Genomic DNA, 16098 nt, shown 5'->3' with positions numbered 1-16098 from the left:
CTCTGTTGCTGACGCCCCGGTGCGCCGGGAGCGCGCCCATCTTCCTGCCTTGTGTCTGTCTTCTTCCGCGTTAATTCCCTTGGCGCTGCCCGGAATTTCGCCTGCCTTTTTCTCTCTCTTCCCCCTAGGGGTTCCGTCATGTCTTCGACCCTTGACCGTCGACTTTTCCTCACGTCTCTGCTCGGTGCCGCGGCGGGCGTCGCCGGTCTCAGCGGCTGCGCCGACGGCACCGCCGCCACCAGTGCCAAGGGCGCCTCCACCGCACCGCTGGCGACCGAGGTGCCGGCCGGCACCAGTCTGAAGATCGCCTCCTTCCAGAACGCCCAGGAACTCCAGTTCAAGCTGGCGAAATTGCCGAAGCTGCCTTTCACGGTGTCGAGCTGGCTGAACATCGGGGCCGGTCCCGACGTCATCAACGCCTTCCGCGCCAAATCCCTCGACCTGGCCAACAACGCGGGTATTCCGCCGATCCAGGCGTATTACCAGGGATTCGACGCGAAGATCGTCGCGATCAACGTGACGCGCAAGCCGAACTACCTCTTCGCCACCAAGCCCGGCAGCGACATCCGCTCGGTCGCCGACTTCGAGGGCAAGCGCCTCGCGTTCTCGCAGGGCCAGGCGCAGGGTGTCGTGCTGCTGCGGGCGCTGAAGAAGGCGGGTCTGGCCTACGACGACGTGACGCTGGTCCCGCTGACCAGCAACCAGTTCCTGACCGCCCTCCAGTCCGGCCAGGTCGACATCGCCCCGCTCGGCAACAGCCAGGCGCCCGCCTATCTCCAGCAGTACGAGGCGAAGGGCGCCCGCACCATCACCACGGACGTCGTCGACCTGCTCAGCCTGCTGTGGGCGCCGGTGTCGGTGCTGAACGACCGGGCGAAGGCCGCCGCCGTCGCCGCGTACATCCCGCAGTGGGCGCAGGGCCAGGTCTGGCAGTACGAGCACCCGGACGTCTGGAACAAGGAGTTCTACGTCAAGACGCAGAACCTGACCCTCCCGCAGGCCGAGGCGATCACCGCGCTCGCCAACAAGCCGCTGTTCCCGCCGAGTTGGGACGAGGCCATCGCGTGGGAGCAGGAGACCGCGGATCTGCTCGCGGAGGGCGGGTTCGTGAAGAAGTTCGACGTGTCCCCGCTCTTCGACCACCGCTTCGAGCACCTGGCCGCCGAGGCCGTGCCGGCCGAGTACCGGAAGTGACGCCATGACCACGCCCACAGCCGTCGAGCACCGGAAGTGACCGCCATGACAACGACCGTGACCGCGGCCCCGCCGGTCGCCGCGCCCCCCGAACCCACCCGCAGGCGCCGCCGCCGCAGCCTCGCCCCCGGCAAGCGGCTGCCCGCTTCCCGGCTCGTCGGACCGCTGGTGCTGCTCGCGCTGTGGGCCGCCGCCTCCGCCGCCGGACGGCTGGACCCGGGCGCGATCCCGGCGCCCTGGACCGTGCTGGACACCGGGGTCCATCTGTGGACCGACGGAACCCTGCCCACCGACATCGTCACCTCGCTGGAACGCGCGGGGTACGGGTTCGCGATCGGCCTCACCGCCGGCGTGACCCTCGCCCTGGCGTCCGGGCTCACCCGCTCCGGGGAGGCGCTGATCGACGGGACGGTCCAGCTCAACCGGGCGATCCCGACCCTCGGTCTGATCCCGCTGTTCATCCTCTGGCTGGGCATCGGCGAGACCTTCAAGATCGCGATCATCGCGATCGTCGTCTACATCCCGATCTATCTGAACACGCATGCCGCGCTGTCCGGCATCGACCACCGGTTCGTCGAACTCGCCGAGGTGCAGGGCCTGTCGAAGCTCCGCTTCATCCGGGAGATCGTGATCCCCGGCGCACTGCCCGGATTCTTCGTGGGACTCCGGCTCGGTGTCACCGGCTCCTGGCTCGGTCTGGTCGTCCTGGAGCAGATCAACGCCACCAGCGGCCTCGGCTACATGATGTTCCAGGCCCAGAACTACGGCCAGTCGGACGTCATCCTGGTCGGCCTGCTCATCTACGGCGTCTTCGGTCTGATCTCCGACAGCGCGGTCCGTCTCATCGAACGGAGGGTGCTGTCGTGGCGCCGCACACTGAGCAGTTGACCCGTCCCGCCGTCCGACTGCGGGGTCTCACACGGTCGTTCGACGGACGGGTCGTCCTCGACGCCATCGATCTGGAGATCCCCGCCGGTCAGTTCGTCGCCCTCCTCGGGCACAGCGGCTCCGGCAAGTCCACCCTGCTGCGGGCGGTCGCCGGCCTGGACCACGAGGTCACCGGCAGCGGCGAACTCAGCGCCCCGGAGCGGGTGTCGGTCGTCTTCCAGGACTCCCGGCTGCTGCCCTGGCGGCGGGTGCTGGACAACGTGCTGCTGGGCACCGACGGCGTGGAGAAGGGGCGGGAGGCCCTGGCCGAGGTGGGTCTGGCCGGCCGTGAGCGGGCCTGGCCCAACGAGCTGTCCGGCGGCGAGGCACAGCGCGCCGCACTGGCCCGCTCCCTGGTCCGCGAACCCGAACTCCTGCTGGCCGACGAGCCGTTCGGGGCGCTGGACGCGCTCACGCGGATCAAGATGCACGCGTTGCTGCGGGAGCTGTGGCAGCGCCACCGGCCGTCCGTGCTGCTCGTCACCCATGACGTGGACGAGGCGATCGCGCTCGCCGACCGGATCCTGGTCCTCGACCACGGCCGGATCGGTCTCGACCTGACCGTGGACCGCGAGGTCCCGCACGGCGACTACCGCGCACGGCTGCTGGCCGCACTCGGCGTGACGGAAGACGTCCGCTGACCCGTCGCCCCCGCCCTTCATTCCTCCCGCCCTTCATTCCTTCGTTCCTTCCGAGGACACCCGAGGACATCCGAGGACACCGCATGCCACCCCGCACCCTCCACCTCAACGCCTTCCTGATGAACACCGGCCACCACGAGGCGTCCTGGCGGCTCCCCGAGAGCGACCCGTACGCCCATGTGGAGCTGGACCACTACGTCGGGCTGGCCAGGGCCGCCGAACGCGGCACGTTCGACTCGCTGTTCCTCGCCGACGGCCCGCATCTGTGGGGCAGCGTCGCCCAGCGCCCGTCCGGCGCGCTGGAGCCGCTGACGCTGCTCACGGCCCTGGCGACGGCGACCGAGCACATCGGGCTGATCGCCACCGCGTCCACGTCCTACAACTCCCCCTACAACCTGGCCCGCAAGTTCGCCTCGCTGGACATCATCAGCGGCGGCCGGGCGGGCTGGAACATCGTCACCACCGCCGGCGCGGACGCCGCCCGCAACTTCGGCCTGGACGCGGAGCCCGCCCACGCCGAACGGTACGCGCGCGCCGCCGAGTTCCTCGACGTGGCCCTGAAGCTCTGGGACAGTTGGGAGGACGACGCGATCGTCGCCGACAAGGCGTCCGGCGTCTGGGGCGACGACGCCAAGATCCACCCGCCCCGGCACCGGGGCACGTACTTCCAGGTCGAGGGCGCCCTCAACGTGCCGCGCTCGCCGCAGGGTTACCCGCTGCTGGTGCAGGCCGGGTCCTCGGCGGACGGCAAGGCGTTCGCCGCCCGGTACGCGGATGCCGTGTTCACCGCGCAGCAGACGCTCGCCGACGCCCAGTCCTTCTACGCCGACCTCAAGGCGCTCACCGCGGCGGCCGGCCGCGACCCCGGGCACATCAAGGTGCTGCCCGGCATCGTGCCGGTGCTCGGCTCGACCGAGGCCGAGGCGCGGGCCAACGAGCGGGTGCTGGAGGACCACATCGTGCATGTGCACGGGGTGACCAACCTGGAGCGGCTGCTGAACCTGCCTCCCGGCACCCTGGAGCTGGACGCCCCGCTGCCCGCCGACCTTCCCTCCGAGGACGCCGTCGAGGGCGCCAAGAGCCGCTACACCCTGGTGGTGGAGCTGGCCCGCCGCGACCGGCTCACCGTACGGCAGTTGATCGGCCGGCTCGGCGGCGGGCGCGGCCATCTCACCTTCGCGGGCACGCCCGAGCAGGTCGCCGACGCCATCGAGACCTGGTTCACCCAGGGCGCCGCCGACGGTTTCAACATCATGCCCGCCGTCCTGCCCTCCGGGCTCGACGCGTTCGTCGACCACGTGGTGCCGATCCTGCGCGCCCGCGGTCTGCTGCGCACCGAGTACCCCGGCCGCCAGACCCTGCGGGAGCGCTACGGCCTCCCCCGCCCCGTCAACCAGCACACCGCAGCCCTCGTCTGAAAGGTCCAGGTCATGACACTCGACATCCGCAAGGTCACCGCGCACATCGGCGCCCAGGTGAGCGGCGTCGACCTCGCCCGGCCGCTGGACGCGGACACGGTCGCCGCGCTCCGTGAGGCGCTGAACGTCCACAAGGCGCTGGTCTTCGACGACGTCCGTCTCGACGACGCGGGCCAGCAGGCGTTCGCCCGGCACTTCGGGGACCTCACCACCGCGCACCCGACCGTCGCCGCGGTGGACGGCGCCCCGAACGTGCTGCCCGTCGACAGCGAGCAGGGCAGCGCCAACCACTGGCACACCGACGTCACGTTCGTCCTCAACCCGCCGCAGGCCAGCACCCTGCGGGCGCTCACGCTCCCGCCGTACGGCGGCGAGACGCTGATCGCCAGCTCGGCGGCCGCCTACCGGCAGCTCCCGGAGCCGCTGCGGCGGCTCGCGGACACCCTGTGGGCCGAGCACACCAACGACTACGACTACGCGGTGCCGGCCGAGGAGATCGACGAGGAACGGGCCGCCCAGCGCGCCCGGTTCACGTCCATCAAGTACCGCACCGCGCACCCGGTGGTGCGGGTGCACCCGCTGACCGGCGAACGCGGGCTGTTCATCGGCGGGTTCGCGCAGCGGATCGTCGGCCTGTCGGTCGGTGAGTCCCGCAAGCTGCTCGATCTGCTCCAGTCGTACGTGGTGCGGCCGGAGAACATCCTGCGGCACCGCTGGTCGGAGAACCAGCTCGTGCTGTTCGACAACCGGATCACCCAGCACTACGCCGTCGACAACTACGACCGGCAGGCGCGCCGGCTGCACCGGGTGACGGTCGCCGGTGACGTGCCGGTGGGCGTCGAGGGCAAGGAGAGCTACTCGATCGAGGGGGACGCGGCGCACTACACGCCGGTGGCGGAGACGCCCGCCGCCGCGTAGCCCACGCGGACGTCCCGATGGAAGGCCCCCGCGCGCCCGACGCGCGGGGGCCTTCTTTCTGCCCTCCTGCAATTGCGAGCGATGTGCAATAAGGTGGGGGCGGACGTCCCGCCTCGTGATCGTCTTCTCACCTTTCGCGGCGGCGGGCGGAAAGACGGAAGGGCCCCCGCGAGGACATGACTCGCGGGGGCCCTTCCGTGCCGTACGGGCGGCTCAGAGGTTGCTGAAGTCCGGGCCCTTGGTCCGGGTGCGCTTGATCTCGTAGAAGCCGGGGACCGAGGCCACCGCGAGGGTGCCGTCCCAGAGGCGGGCGGCCTCCTCGCCCTGCGGGGCGGGGGTGACGACCGGGCCGAAGAAGGCGATCTGCTTGCCGTCGGGGCCGGGCACGGCGATCACCGGGGTGCCGACGTCCTGGCCGACCTTGTCGATGCCCTCCTTGTGGGAGGCGCGGAGCTGGGCGTCGAACTCGAAGTCCGTCTGCTCGGCGTAGTCGATCAGGGAGGCCGGCAGGCCGACGTCCTTCAGCGCGCCCGCGATGGCGTCCAGGGTCGGGCCCTCGCCGTTGTTGTGGATCCGGGTGCCGAGCGCGGTGTACAGCGGGCCGAGGACGTCCTCGCCGTGGAGCTGCCAGGCGGCGGTGACCACCCGGACCGGCTGCCACGCCTGGACCGCCAGCATCTCGCGGTACTCCTCCGGCAGTTCGTCCAGCTTGTTCTCGTTGAGGACGGCGAGGCTCATGATGTGCCAGCGGACCTCGATGTCACGGACCTTCTCCACTTCCAGGACCCACCGGGAGGTCATCCAGGCCCAGGGGCACAGCGGATCGAACCAGAAGTCGACAGGGGTCTTCTCGGACATGTGTCTCCTCATGAGATAAGGCTTTACCGGGGAAACCCGCAGCCCGTGCCCCGCATTCCCCGCGGACCGGCGTCAGGGGCACATGGCAGGATCGCTCCTGTTCGGTCCGGCCATGATCCGCAGCAGCCCAGAAGGAGCGCCCCCGTGCCCGGTGAGAATCTGTCCCGCGACGAGGCCCGGGAGCGGGCCGCCCTGCTGTCCGTCGACAGCTACGACGTGTCGCTCGACATCCGGTCGGCCCTCGGCGACCGCACCGACGAGGAGGCGGCGGCCGGTCCGCGCACCTTCCGCTCGGTGACCACGATCCGTTTCCGCTGCAACGAGCCGGGCGCGTCGAGCTTCGCGGACCTGATCGCCCCGCGGGTGACGGCCGTCTCGCTCAACGGCCGCGATCTCGACCCCGGCGAGGTCTTCGACGGCTCCCGGGTCCTGCTGGAGGACCTGGCCGCGGAGAACGAGCTGGTGGTGGACGCGCAGTGCGCCTACTCCCGCACCGGCGAGGGCCTGCACCGCTTCGTCGACCCGGAGGACGGCGAGGTCTACCTCTACACGCAGTACGAGCCGGCCGACTCCCGCCGGGTCTTCGCCAACTTCGAGCAGCCCGACCTCAAGGCGCCCTTCCGCTTCGAGGTGCGCGCCCCCGAGGGCTGGACGGTGTGGAGCAACGGCGCCGGCGCGGAGAGCGACGGGGTCTGGCGGTTCGCGGAGACCAGGCCGATCTCGACGTACATCACCTGTGTCGTCGCGGGCCCCTACCACCACGTCACGGACGTCTACACCCGTGACCTCGGGGACGGGACGACCCTGGAGATCCCGCTCGGCGCGATGTGCCGCAAGGGGCTCGCGCCCTACTTCGAGGCCGACGACATCTTCCTGGTCACCAAGCAGGGCCTGGACTTCTTCCACGACCACTTCGACTACCCGTACCCCTTCGGCAAGTACGACCAGGCGTTCGTGCCCGAGTACAACCTCGGCGCGATGGAGAACCCGGGCCTGGTCACCTTCCGCGAGGAGTACGTCTTCCGGGGCAAGGTCACGCAGGCGTCGTACGAGGCCCGCGCGAACGTGATCCTGCACGAGATGGCGCACATGTGGTTCGGCGACCTGGTCACCATGGTGTGGTGGGACGACCTGTGGCTGAAGGAGTCCTTCGCGGACTTCATGGGCACGTTCGCCAACGTCGGCGCCACCCGCTTCAAGGACGCCTGGATCACCTTCGCCAACCGCCGCAAGGCGTGGGCGTACCGCGCCGACCAACTGCCCTCCACCCACCCGGTCACCGCCGACATCCGCGACCTCCAGGACGCCAAGCTCAACTTCGACGGCATCACCTACGCCAAGGGCGCCAGCGTGCTCAAGCAGCTCGTGGCGTACGTCGGCCAGGACGCGTTCCTGGAGGGCGCCCGCCGCTACTTCAAGCGGCACGCGTACGGCAACACACGCCTCGGCGACCTGCTGGCGGTGCTCGGCGAGACCAGCGGGCGGGACATGGCCGCCTGGGCGCGCTCCTGGCTCCAGACGGCCGGGGTGAACGCGCTGACCCCGCAGGTGCTGCTCGACGAGCAGGGCAGGGTGGCGGAGCTGGCGGTGGTGCAGGAGGCCGCCGAGTCGTACCCCGAGCTGCGCCCGCACCGGGTGGCGATCGGCCTGTACCGCCTTCAGGAGGGCCGGCTCGTGCGGTACGCGCGCGCCGAGACGGACGTGGCGGGCCCGCGCACGGTCGTGACCGAGCTGGCCGGCCGGGACGCCCCCGAGCTGGTGCTGGTCAACGACGACGACCTGACGTACTGCAAGATCCGCTTCGACTCGACCTCGCTGGCCACCCTGCGCGAGCACCTGGGGTCGATGACCGACCCGCTGGCCCGCGCGCTGTGCTGGTCGGCGCTGTGGAACCTGACCCGGGACGCGCTGCTGCCCGCGTCCGACTTCATCGACCTGGTGGCCCGGTTCGCGCACGGCGAGTCCGACATCGGCGTCCTCCAGACCCTGCACGCGCAGGCGGGCTCGGCGGTCGTCCACTATCTGCCGCAAGGCCGGCGGCGCGCCGGTGAACGGGTGCTGGCCGAGACCGCGCTGCGGGATCTGCGGGCGGCCGCGCCGGGCAGCGAGCACCAGCTCGCCTGGGCCCGGTTCTTCGCGTCGGTGGCCTCGGAGCCGGCCGATCTGGCGCTGCTGACCGGTCTGCTGGACGGCACCGAGACGTTCGAGGGGCTGGTGGTCGACCAGGAGCTGCGCTGGGCGTTCCTGGAGCCGCTCGCCGCGCACGGGGCGGCGGACGAGGCGGCGCTCGCGGCGGAACTGGCCCGGGACGACACCGCGTCCGGCAAGCGCCACCAGGTGCGCTGCCTGGCCGCCCGGCCCTCGGCGGCGGTGAAGGCGCAGGCGTGGGCGCAGCTCGTGGAGTCGGACGCGCTGTCCAACGCGCTGGTCGAGGCCACCATCGCGGGCTTCGCGCAGCCCTCGCAGCGCGAGCTGCTGGCGCCGTACGCGCCGAAGTACTTCGAGGTGATCGGCCGGGTGTGGGAGGAGCGGTCCATCCAGATCGCGATGCACGTGGTCAGGGGGCTGTTCCCGGACCTCCAGGACTCCCCGGAGACGCTGGAGGCCACGGACGCCTGGCTGGACGCGCACGCCTCGGCACCGCCGGCGCTGCGGCGGCTGGTGCTGGAGGGACGGGACGATCTGGCGCGGGCGCTGCGCGCACAAGAAGCCCAGGGAGCCCAGGAGCAGCGGGGAGCTTTGGCCAAGGATTGAGCCGCCCGTCACCGTTACGGAATTCGTTCAGTCACACCCGTAACCCCTGGTCCGCCCCGTGCGGACCAGGGGTTTTCCGCGCCCTATCGGCATCCGAACACTCGTCCTTTAGTACGGCCTTGTCCGTATATGTCGACGGGTGTGTAACAGCGGTTAAAGGTCGGATCAGGTGCGGAATCCCCGAGTCATGAACCACGACACCCCGCGCCCCCACGCCACCACCGCCGCGGCCCCCTCCGTCCCCCGCCCGCTGCGCCACCTGGCGCGTGACGGACGGCGGCGGGTCCTGACGGCCGCCCAGCTCCGCTCGCACGGCGTCTCCGCCGCGGAGACCGACGGGCAGTGCCGTCCCGGCGGGCCCTGGCAGCGGCTTCTGCCCGGGGTCTTCGCGCTCCACCCGGGGCCGCCGACCAGCGAGGAGCGGCTGCACGCGGTGCTGCTGTACGCGGCCCGCGAGGCGAAGGCCGCGGCCGGGGTGCCGGCCCAGCCGGACGCCGGCGGACCGCACCGGCCGGGGTACCGGGAGGCCGTGATCACCGGCCTGGCGGCGCTCACCCTGCACGGCCTGTCCTCCGCTCCCCCGCTGCCGTCCCTGGACCGGATCGCCGTCCTGGTCCCGCGCCGGCGCCGGCTGCGCTCGGCCGGCTTCGCGCACATCGTCCGTACGGCGGAGCTGCCCGCGCCCGAGCAGGTCACGGGCGTCCCGGTCGCCCCCGTGCCGCGTGCCCTGGCCGACGCGGTCGCCGAGCTGACGGACCCGAACCTGGTGCGGCGGCTGCTGTCGGACGCGGTGCGCGGCGGACACTGCGAACCGGCGGCGGTGGTACGGGAGTTGAACGACGCCGAGCTGCTGGGCCGGCCGCATGTGGTGGACGCGGTGGACGCGCTGCTCGCCGAGGGCCGGTCGATCGCGGAGGAGCGGCTCTACCGGATGGTCACCGAGTACGGCCTGCCCGACCCGGTGTGGAACGTCGACCTCCGGCTGCCCGGGGGACCGCATCTGGGCGGACTGGACGCCTACTGGCCGGAGCAGGCGGTGGCCGTGGAACTGGACACCCGGGCGCCCCGCCAGGACGAGGACGCGATGTGGTCGGAGTACGCCCGCAAGCGGGAGGTCCTGGAGCGGCTCGGCATCACGGTCGTCCACATCACGCCGAAGAAGCTGCGGGACGCGCGGGAGCAGCAGGCGGCGGTGGTCCGTACGGCCCTGATGGCGGCCGGGGACCGCGATCCGGCCGCGTATGTCGTGGTGCTGCCCCGGTAGGAGGGGCCGGGGCGGTACCAGGAGGGGAGAGGAGGGGCCACCGGCGACGGACCGGCGGCCCCTCCTCCATGCCTCCATGCCTCCAGGCCCCTGGGCCTCCGGCTCTATGCCTCCGGCGGCACGAACACCCGGCCGTCCCGCGGGCGTTCCCGCCACAGCTCGAGCGCCACGTCGACCAGCCGGACCCGGGTCAGCTCCGGTACGGCGGCCAGGTCGTGCCAGGCGGCGAAGTCGGTGGAGCCGTTCACCTCGTGGCGCAGTTCGCCGCCGGTGATGCGGGCCTCGTAGACGATGCGCAGCCCCTGGTGGTCGACGGGGCCGCGCCAGCCCGCGCGGCCGAAGACCCGGCGGAAGGTGTCCACTCCGAGCAGGCCGGTCACCTCGACGCGGTAGCCGGTCTCCTCGTCGAGTTCGCGCACCACGGTGTCGAGGGGATCCTCGCCGTGTTCCATGCCGCCGCCGGGCAGCACCCACTCCGGGGTGCCGTCGGCGGCCGGTGAGCGGGCGAGCAGGATCCGGTCGTCCCGGACGCACACGGCGTAGGCGGCCACCCTCAACTTCTTTCGCACACAACGACGTTAGCCGGTCGAGACCGGGCACGGGGGGACACAGGGGCCGGACAGGGCCCATACAGGGTTCCCGTAGAGGGTTTTCCCCATACATCCATATCGTTTCGGTCAACACTCCCCAAACAAGTGCCCCTTGCGTAAAGCTTTGCGTTCGTCCGAGACCGTCTTCCGGACGTTCGCGACCGGATGTGACCAGCCCGGTCGCCCGACGCTCGTTCCTTACGTACAAGGGATGCCGATGACCTTCACCCCCCAGCGCGAGCCCGCCCCGGGCGCCAGACGCGTGGTGCGCATAGCCGTGGCCGCGGGCCTGGTGGCAGCGCTGTCCGCGGCCGGCCCGATACCCGTGGCCTTCGCCGCGGGCGCCGACCGGGCCCCGGCCGCCGCCGACCCGGGCGCCAAGTCCGCCCACGAAAAGCTCGGTTCGGACGACGCCGCCCTCCTCGCCGAGGCCAAGGCCGACGGCGACAAGACCGTCACGCTGATGGTCGCGACCGCCCCCGGCAGCACCGAGCAGGTCGCCGAGGAACTGGACGCCGTCAAGGGCGGCCTCGTGGGCCGCACCTTCGACAAGGTCGGCTACGTCCGCGCCACCGTCCCCACCGGCAAGGCCGACGCGGCCATCGCCGCCGCCACCAAGCTCTCCTCGGTGCACGCCATCGACCTGCGGGAGGACATCCCGCTGGACGACCCGACGCCGGCCGCCGACACCGCCGAGGGCGCCGCGAAGGGCTCGGGCAGCAAGGCCGCCAAGGCCCCGGGCAAGAACACGCCCGCCGAGAACCCGTACAACCCGTCCTTCGAGACGGGCGCCGTCGACTTCGTGAAGAAGAACCCGAAGGCGGACGGCCGCGGCGTCACCATCGGTGTCCTCGACTCCGGCGTGGACCTCGGGCACCCCGCCCTCCAGAAGACCACCACCGGCGAGCGCAAGATCGTCGACTGGGTCACCTCGACCGACCCGGTCTCCGACGGCGACCTGTCGTGGCGCCGGATGACGAACGTGGCCGACGGCCCGCAGTTCACCCGGACCCCCGCGACCACCGGTGTCGCCGAGACCTTCAAGGCCCCGGCCGGCTCCTACCGGTTCAACTACTTCTACGAGTCCGCGACCGCCGGCGGCGACCAGCTCGGCGACGTCAACCGCGACGGTGACACCACCGACGCCTGGGGCGTGCTCTACGACCCGGCGACGAACACCGTGCGCGTCGACTCCGACGACAACCTGGACTTCACCGACAACGCCCCGATGAAGGCGTACAAGGACGGCTTCCAGGTCGCCTACTTCGGCACCGACGACCCGTCGACCGACGTCGTCGAGCGCATCCCGTTCGTCGTCGAGACCCGCAAGGACGTCGTCTACGACGCGGCCGGCAACAAGGCCGACTACGTCAACATCGGCATGATCTCCAGCGAGCACGGCACGCACGTCGCGGGCATCACCGCCGCGAACAGCCTGTTCGGCGGGAAGATGAACGGCGCCGCCCCCGGCGCGAAGATCGTCTCCTCGCGCGCCTGTGTCTTCGGCCCCGGCTGCTCCAACGTCGCGCTCACCGAGGGCATGATCGACCTCGTCGTCAACCGCGGCGTCGACATCGTCAACATGTCGATCGGCGGTCTGCCGGGCCTCAACGACGGCAACAACGCCCGCGCCGAGCTGTACACGCGCCTGATCGACACGTACGGCGTCCAGCTCGTCATCTCGGCCGGCAACAGCGGCCCCGGCGCCAACACCATCGGCGACCCCGGCCTGGCCGACAAGGTCATCTCGGTCGGCGCCGGCATCTCCAAGGAGACCTGGGCCGCCAACTACGGCTCCCAGGTGACCAAGAAGTACGCGCTGCTGCCCTTCTCCTCGCGCGGCCCGCGTGAGGACGGCGGCTTCACGCCGACCCTGGTCGCCCCGGGCGCCGCGATCAACACCATCCAGACCTGGCTGCCGGGCGCCCCGGTCGCCGAGGCGGGCTACTCCCTGCCGGCCGGCTACGCCATGCTCCAGGGCACCTCGATGGCCTCCCCGCAGGCCGCGGGCGCCTCGGCCCTGCTGATCTCGGCCGCCAAGCAGCAGAAGCTCGCCCTCACCCCGGCGGACCTGCGCACCGCGCTGACCTCGACCGCCGACCACATCAAGGGTGTGCAGGCGTACGAGGAGGGTGCCGGCGCCATCAACATCGTCGACGCCTGGAAGTCCATCCGGAAGGGCGCCACCGCGCACGCGTACACGGTGAAGGCCCCGGTCGACACCGCGCTCGACTTCGCGCTGAAGACGCCCGGCTTCGGCACCGGCGTCTACGACCGCGAGGGCGGCCTCAAGGCCGGCCAGAAGAAGACCTACGAGGTCACCGTCACCCGCACGACGGGCGCCGACAAGCCGATCCGGCACGAGCTGTACCTGGAGAACAACGCGGCCGGCACCTTCCGGATCGTCGGCTCCGACGAGGTCAAGCTCGGCCTGAACAAGCCAGTCACCGTGAAGATCCAGGCCGCCCCGAAGTCCGCCGGGATCAAGAGCGCGATCCTGGAGGTCGACGACCCGAAGACCGAGGGCATCGACAAGCAGATCCTCAACACGGTCGTCGTCTCGGCCCCGCTGGCCCACACCTTCTCCACGAAGAACACCGTGCAGCGCAACAGCTCGCAGCACTACTTCGTGACCGTCCCCGAGGGCGCCACCTCCCTGGAGGTCGCCATCGGCGGGCTGAAGGACAAGAGCCAGACCCGCTTCATCTCGCTCCACCCCTACGGTGTCGCGGTCGAGAACACCGCCACCACCAACTGCTACAACAACTACCTCGACGGCAACGGCTGCAAGCCCGACGCCCGCTCCTACTCCGCCCCGCAGCCGGGCGTCTGGGAGATCGAGGTCGAGTCGCGCCGCACCTCGCCGCTGCTCGACAACCCCTACAAGCTGGACGTCACCGTCTACGGCGCCACGTTCGACCCGGCGACCGTGACCGTGCCCGAGGCGAAGGTCGGCACCCCGGCCCCCGTCTCCTGGAAGGTGTCGAACAAGTTCGCCGCCATCGACGGCAAGCTGGTCGGCGGCCCGCTCGGCTCCTCCAAGGCGGCCCGCCCGACCGTCGCCAACCACGAGACCCAGACCACCACGGTCGAGGTCCCGGCCGGTGCCGCGTCCCTGGACGTCTCCATCGGCAACGTCTCGGACACCGCCGCCGACCTGGACCTGACGGTCTACGACTCCACGGGCAAGCAGGTCGCCCAGCAGGCCGACGGCGACTCGGAGGAGGCGGTCTCCATCCCGAAGCCCGCCGCCGGCACGTACACCATCGAGGTCGCGGCCTACTCGGTCCCGGCCGGCACGACGGCGTACGACTACCTGGACGTGTTCTTCTCGTCCGCGCTCGGCACGGTCGACGTCGACTCCTCGACGCCGGTCAAGCTCGCCACGGGCGCCACGGCGCCGGTCTCCGCGACCGTCACCGCCGCGGCCCCCGCGCCCGAGGGCCGGGCCTTCTTCGGCCAGGTCCAGCTCGTCAACGCCCGCGGCACCGTCGCCGGTCTGGGCAGCGTGGCGATCGGCAAGGTCACGCCGTAACCACCCGGCAGTGAGACAGGAGGGGCGGGCGTCCGTACGGGCGCCCGCCCCTTCGCCGTGTCCGCGGCGGCCCGGGGCTCAGCCGCAGTTCCGCTCCCCCGCCTGGGGCAGCGCGCGGGCCAGCGCGTCGCGGTCGGCGGCGACACCGGTCTCGCCGACCGACCAGACCACCGCCGAGTCGGACCCCTCCTCCAGGGCGACGAGGACATGGTCGCCCTTCGCCACCAGCGGATCCATGTCCCGGGCCAGCGCGAAGCGGACCTCCGCGGCCGTCTCCTCCGGCTTGTAGGCGCGGGTGACCCGCAGCGTGACCCGCTCGTCGCCGGTGCCGGGCAGCGGTTCGACGGCCGTCACCTCGCCCTCGACGACCAGCCGGGCGCAGGCCAGGAACGCCGGGTCCCCGAACGGACCGCCCGCCCCCGCCTCCGCCTTCTTGTCGGAACTGTCGGCGGCGGCACCGCTGGCGTCGGAGGAGGACGCGCCCCCGCCCGTCTGCACCAGCAGCCAGCCTGACCCCACGACCAGCGCTCCGGCGGCGGCGACCGCCAGGGCGCGCAGCGCACGGCCGGCCGGCCGGACCGGACGCCGTAGAGGCCGTACGACGGGCGCGGACTCGGGCACGGGCGCGGGCGCCGGTTCGGGTCCCGTCAGGGTGTCCGCGAGGACGGTGAGCTGGTCGCGCAGCAGCGTCAGGTCGGCGGTCGCCGCACGGTGGGCCGCCAGATAGCCGGGGTCGTCCCGGGCCTCGTCGGACAGCGGGGCGTCGGTAAGCGCGGCCATCAGGGCGTCCATGCCGTCGTAGCTCTCGCGCGTGGGGCCGTGTTCGTTCTCGGCGGGCATGTCACACCACCTCGTCCTCGTGCAGGCGGGCGCGCAGGGCCCGGACCGCGGTGTGCAGGCGGCTCTTGACGGTGCCCTCGGGCACGCCCAGCTCGTCGGCGATGGAACGCACCGGAAGATCCGCGAAGAACCGCAGGACCACGACCTGCCGCTGGGCGTCCGGCAGCTCGTCCAGCCCCTCCGCGACCGCGAGGGAGAGCACGCTGGTGTCCTCCCCCGAGGGATGCTCGTGCGTACGCAGCGAGGCCAGCCGCTCGCCCAGGCGTTCCTGGCGGCGCCTGGCCCGGTGCCAGTCCATGGCGAGGTTGGAGGCGACGACCGCCGCCCACGCGGAGACGTCGCGCGGGGCGTCGTAGCCCTTGGCCGCCCGTTCCAGCAGCCGCAGACGGACCTGCTGCACCCCGTCCGGCAGGTCCGCCTGCGGCACTCCTCCCAGGGCGAGCACCGCCCGCACCCGGCGTTCCTGCGCCGCGTCCAGCGGATCACCGTGACCGGCGTCCCCCTGGGCGCGGCGCGCGATTCCGCGCAGCACCAGACACCCCTCCCCTCGCCGCGTTGTCTCTACGACGCCGGGGCGCGCCGAAACGTTCGCCGGGCGCGGGCGCTTTTTCCGCGGCGGCGGAGGCGTACGTCACACCGGGGGCGCGGGGCGTCCCAGCCCTCGGGCATGCAGGGCAAAGAATTGGACAGGTGGGCCGGGGTCGGCCGCATGATGGAGAAGCCACGGCCAGGCACTACGTACATATCCAGACAGAACGCCATAGACAGAACGAGTCAGAGGGAGTCGCCGTGAGGGTCGGAATCGTCGGAGCCACCGGTCAGGTCGGCACGGTCATGCGCAGGATCCTCAAGGAGCGGAACTTCCCGGTCACCGAGCTGCGGCTGTTCGCCTCCGCCCGTTCGGCGGGCACCGAGCTGGACGGCGTGACGGTGGAGGACGCGGCGACCGCCGACTACTCCGGCCTGGACATCGTGCTGTTCTCGGCGGGCGGCGCCACCTCCAAGGCGCTGGCCGAGAAGGTCGCCGCGCAGGGCGCCGTGGTGATCGACAACTCCTCGGCCTGGCGCAAGGACCCCGAGGTCCCCCTCGTCGTCTCCGAGGTGAACCCGCACGCGATCGCGGACCGCCCCAAGGGCATCATCGCCAACCCGAACTGCA

12 protein-coding genes and 1 pseudogene are annotated in these 16098 nt (G+C 71.6%); 9 read left to right on the top strand and 4 right to left on the bottom strand.

Annotated features, from left to right (window positions below; genetic code table 11):
* Positions 1-138: 138 nt before the first annotated feature.
* The 5 genes from G6W55_RS31935 to G6W55_RS31915 all read left to right on the top strand — a co-directional run bounded on the left by G6W55_RS31935 (position 139) and on the right by G6W55_RS31915 (position 5098).
* Positions 139-1194, top strand: coding sequence for an ABC transporter substrate-binding protein (locus G6W55_RS31935; protein ID WP_175524193.1), 1056 nt, complete (start codon positions 139-141; stop codon positions 1192-1194).
* Between the two features lie 45 nt (positions 1195-1239).
* The gene (locus G6W55_RS31930) at positions 1240-2082 is read left to right on the top strand and encodes an ABC transporter permease (RefSeq protein WP_217687645.1); all 843 of its coding nucleotides are present in this window, start codon (positions 1240-1242) and stop codon (positions 2080-2082) included.
* On the top strand, positions 2058-2762 hold the full coding sequence (locus tag G6W55_RS31925; protein WP_175524191.1) for an ABC transporter ATP-binding protein: 705 nt from the start codon (positions 2058-2060) through the stop codon (positions 2760-2762). The genes G6W55_RS31930 and G6W55_RS31925 overlap by 25 nt, the downstream gene beginning before the upstream one ends.
* Before the next feature lie 83 nt (positions 2763-2845).
* Positions 2846-4180 carry an LLM class flavin-dependent oxidoreductase gene (locus G6W55_RS31920; RefSeq protein ID WP_175524190.1) on the top strand — a complete coding sequence of 445 codons (1335 nt, stop codon included), beginning with the start codon at positions 2846-2848 and terminating at the stop codon, positions 4178-4180.
* A gap of 12 nt (positions 4181-4192) precedes the next feature.
* Complete coding sequence (locus G6W55_RS31915; RefSeq protein WP_175524189.1) at positions 4193-5098, top strand: TauD/TfdA family dioxygenase; 906 nt, start codon at positions 4193-4195, stop codon at positions 5096-5098.
* Between the two features lie 213 nt (positions 5099-5311).
* Here the strand turns inward: G6W55_RS31915 and G6W55_RS31910 are convergent, their stop codons facing one another.
* Positions 5312-5956, bottom strand: coding sequence for a DsbA family protein (locus G6W55_RS31910; RefSeq protein WP_175524188.1), 645 nt, complete (start codon positions 5954-5956; stop codon positions 5312-5314).
* Positions 5957-6100: 144 nt separating this feature from the next.
* Between G6W55_RS31910 and pepN the strand changes: the two genes are divergently transcribed.
* Positions 6101-8710, top strand: a complete 2610-nt coding sequence (pepN, locus tag G6W55_RS31905) for an aminopeptidase N (protein WP_175524187.1) — start codon at positions 6101-6103, stop codon at positions 8708-8710.
* 187 nt (positions 8711-8897) lie between these two features.
* On the top strand, positions 8898-9974 hold the full coding sequence (locus G6W55_RS31900) for a hypothetical protein (RefSeq protein ID WP_175524186.1): 1077 nt from the start codon (positions 8898-8900) through the stop codon (positions 9972-9974).
* A gap of 104 nt (positions 9975-10078) precedes the next feature.
* Here G6W55_RS31900 and G6W55_RS31895 read toward each other — a convergent pair whose 3' ends face one another.
* Positions 10079-10543 (bottom strand): NUDIX hydrolase, encoded by a 465-nt coding sequence (locus tag G6W55_RS31895; RefSeq protein WP_175524185.1) that lies wholly within the window; start codon positions 10541-10543, stop codon positions 10079-10081.
* Between the two features lie 238 nt (positions 10544-10781).
* Here G6W55_RS31895 and G6W55_RS31890 point away from each other — a divergent pair, with 238 nt between their 5' ends.
* Entirely contained in the window at positions 10782-14099 is a 3318-nt protein-coding gene (locus tag G6W55_RS31890) for a S8 family serine peptidase (protein WP_175524184.1), read from the top strand.
* Positions 14100-14177: 78 nt separating this feature from the next.
* Here G6W55_RS31890 and G6W55_RS31885 read toward each other — a convergent pair whose 3' ends face one another.
* Entirely contained in the window at positions 14178-14939 is a 762-nt protein-coding gene (locus G6W55_RS31885; protein WP_217687644.1) for a hypothetical protein, read from the bottom strand.
* A 1-nt stretch (position 14940) separates the two neighbouring features.
* Positions 14941-15471: a sigma-70 family RNA polymerase sigma factor gene (locus tag G6W55_RS31880; RefSeq protein ID WP_175524183.1), complete on the bottom strand. Its 531-nt coding sequence runs from the start codon at positions 15469-15471 to the stop codon at positions 14941-14943.
* 257 nt (positions 15472-15728) lie between these two features.
* Here G6W55_RS31880 and G6W55_RS31875 point away from each other — a divergent pair.
* Positions 15729-16098, top strand: a pseudogene (locus G6W55_RS31875) (aspartate-semialdehyde dehydrogenase); the annotation flags it as partial.

The sequence above is a fragment of the Streptomyces sp. CAI-85 genome, assembly GCF_013363615.1.
GTDB lineage: Bacteria > Actinomycetota > Actinomycetes > Streptomycetales > Streptomycetaceae > Streptomyces > Streptomyces antibioticus_B.
This window is presented reverse-complemented; position numbering and strand designations above follow the sequence as displayed.

Coding starts and splice junctions, on each gene's coding strand:
- G6W55_RS31935 (WP_175524193.1), top strand. CDS start 139: ATGTCTTCGACCCTTGACCGTCGACTTTTCCTCACGTCTCTGCTCGGT.
- G6W55_RS31930 (WP_217687645.1), top strand. CDS start 1,240: ATGACAACGACCGTGACCGCGGCCCCGCCGGTCGCCGCGCCCCCCGAA.
- G6W55_RS31920 (WP_175524190.1), top strand. CDS start 2,846: ATGCCACCCCGCACCCTCCACCTCAACGCCTTCCTGATGAACACCGGC.
- G6W55_RS31915 (WP_175524189.1), top strand. CDS start 4,193: ATGACACTCGACATCCGCAAGGTCACCGCGCACATCGGCGCCCAGGTG.
- G6W55_RS31910 (WP_175524188.1), bottom strand. CDS start 5,956: ATGTCCGAGAAGACCCCTGTCGACTTCTGGTTCGATCCGCTGTGCCCC.
- G6W55_RS31900 (WP_175524186.1), top strand. CDS start 8,898: ATGAACCACGACACCCCGCGCCCCCACGCCACCACCGCCGCGGCCCCC.
- G6W55_RS31890 (WP_175524184.1), top strand. CDS start 10,782: ATGACCTTCACCCCCCAGCGCGAGCCCGCCCCGGGCGCCAGACGCGTG.
- G6W55_RS31885 (WP_217687644.1), bottom strand. CDS start 14,939: ATGCCCGCCGAGAACGAACACGGCCCCACGCGCGAGAGCTACGACGGC.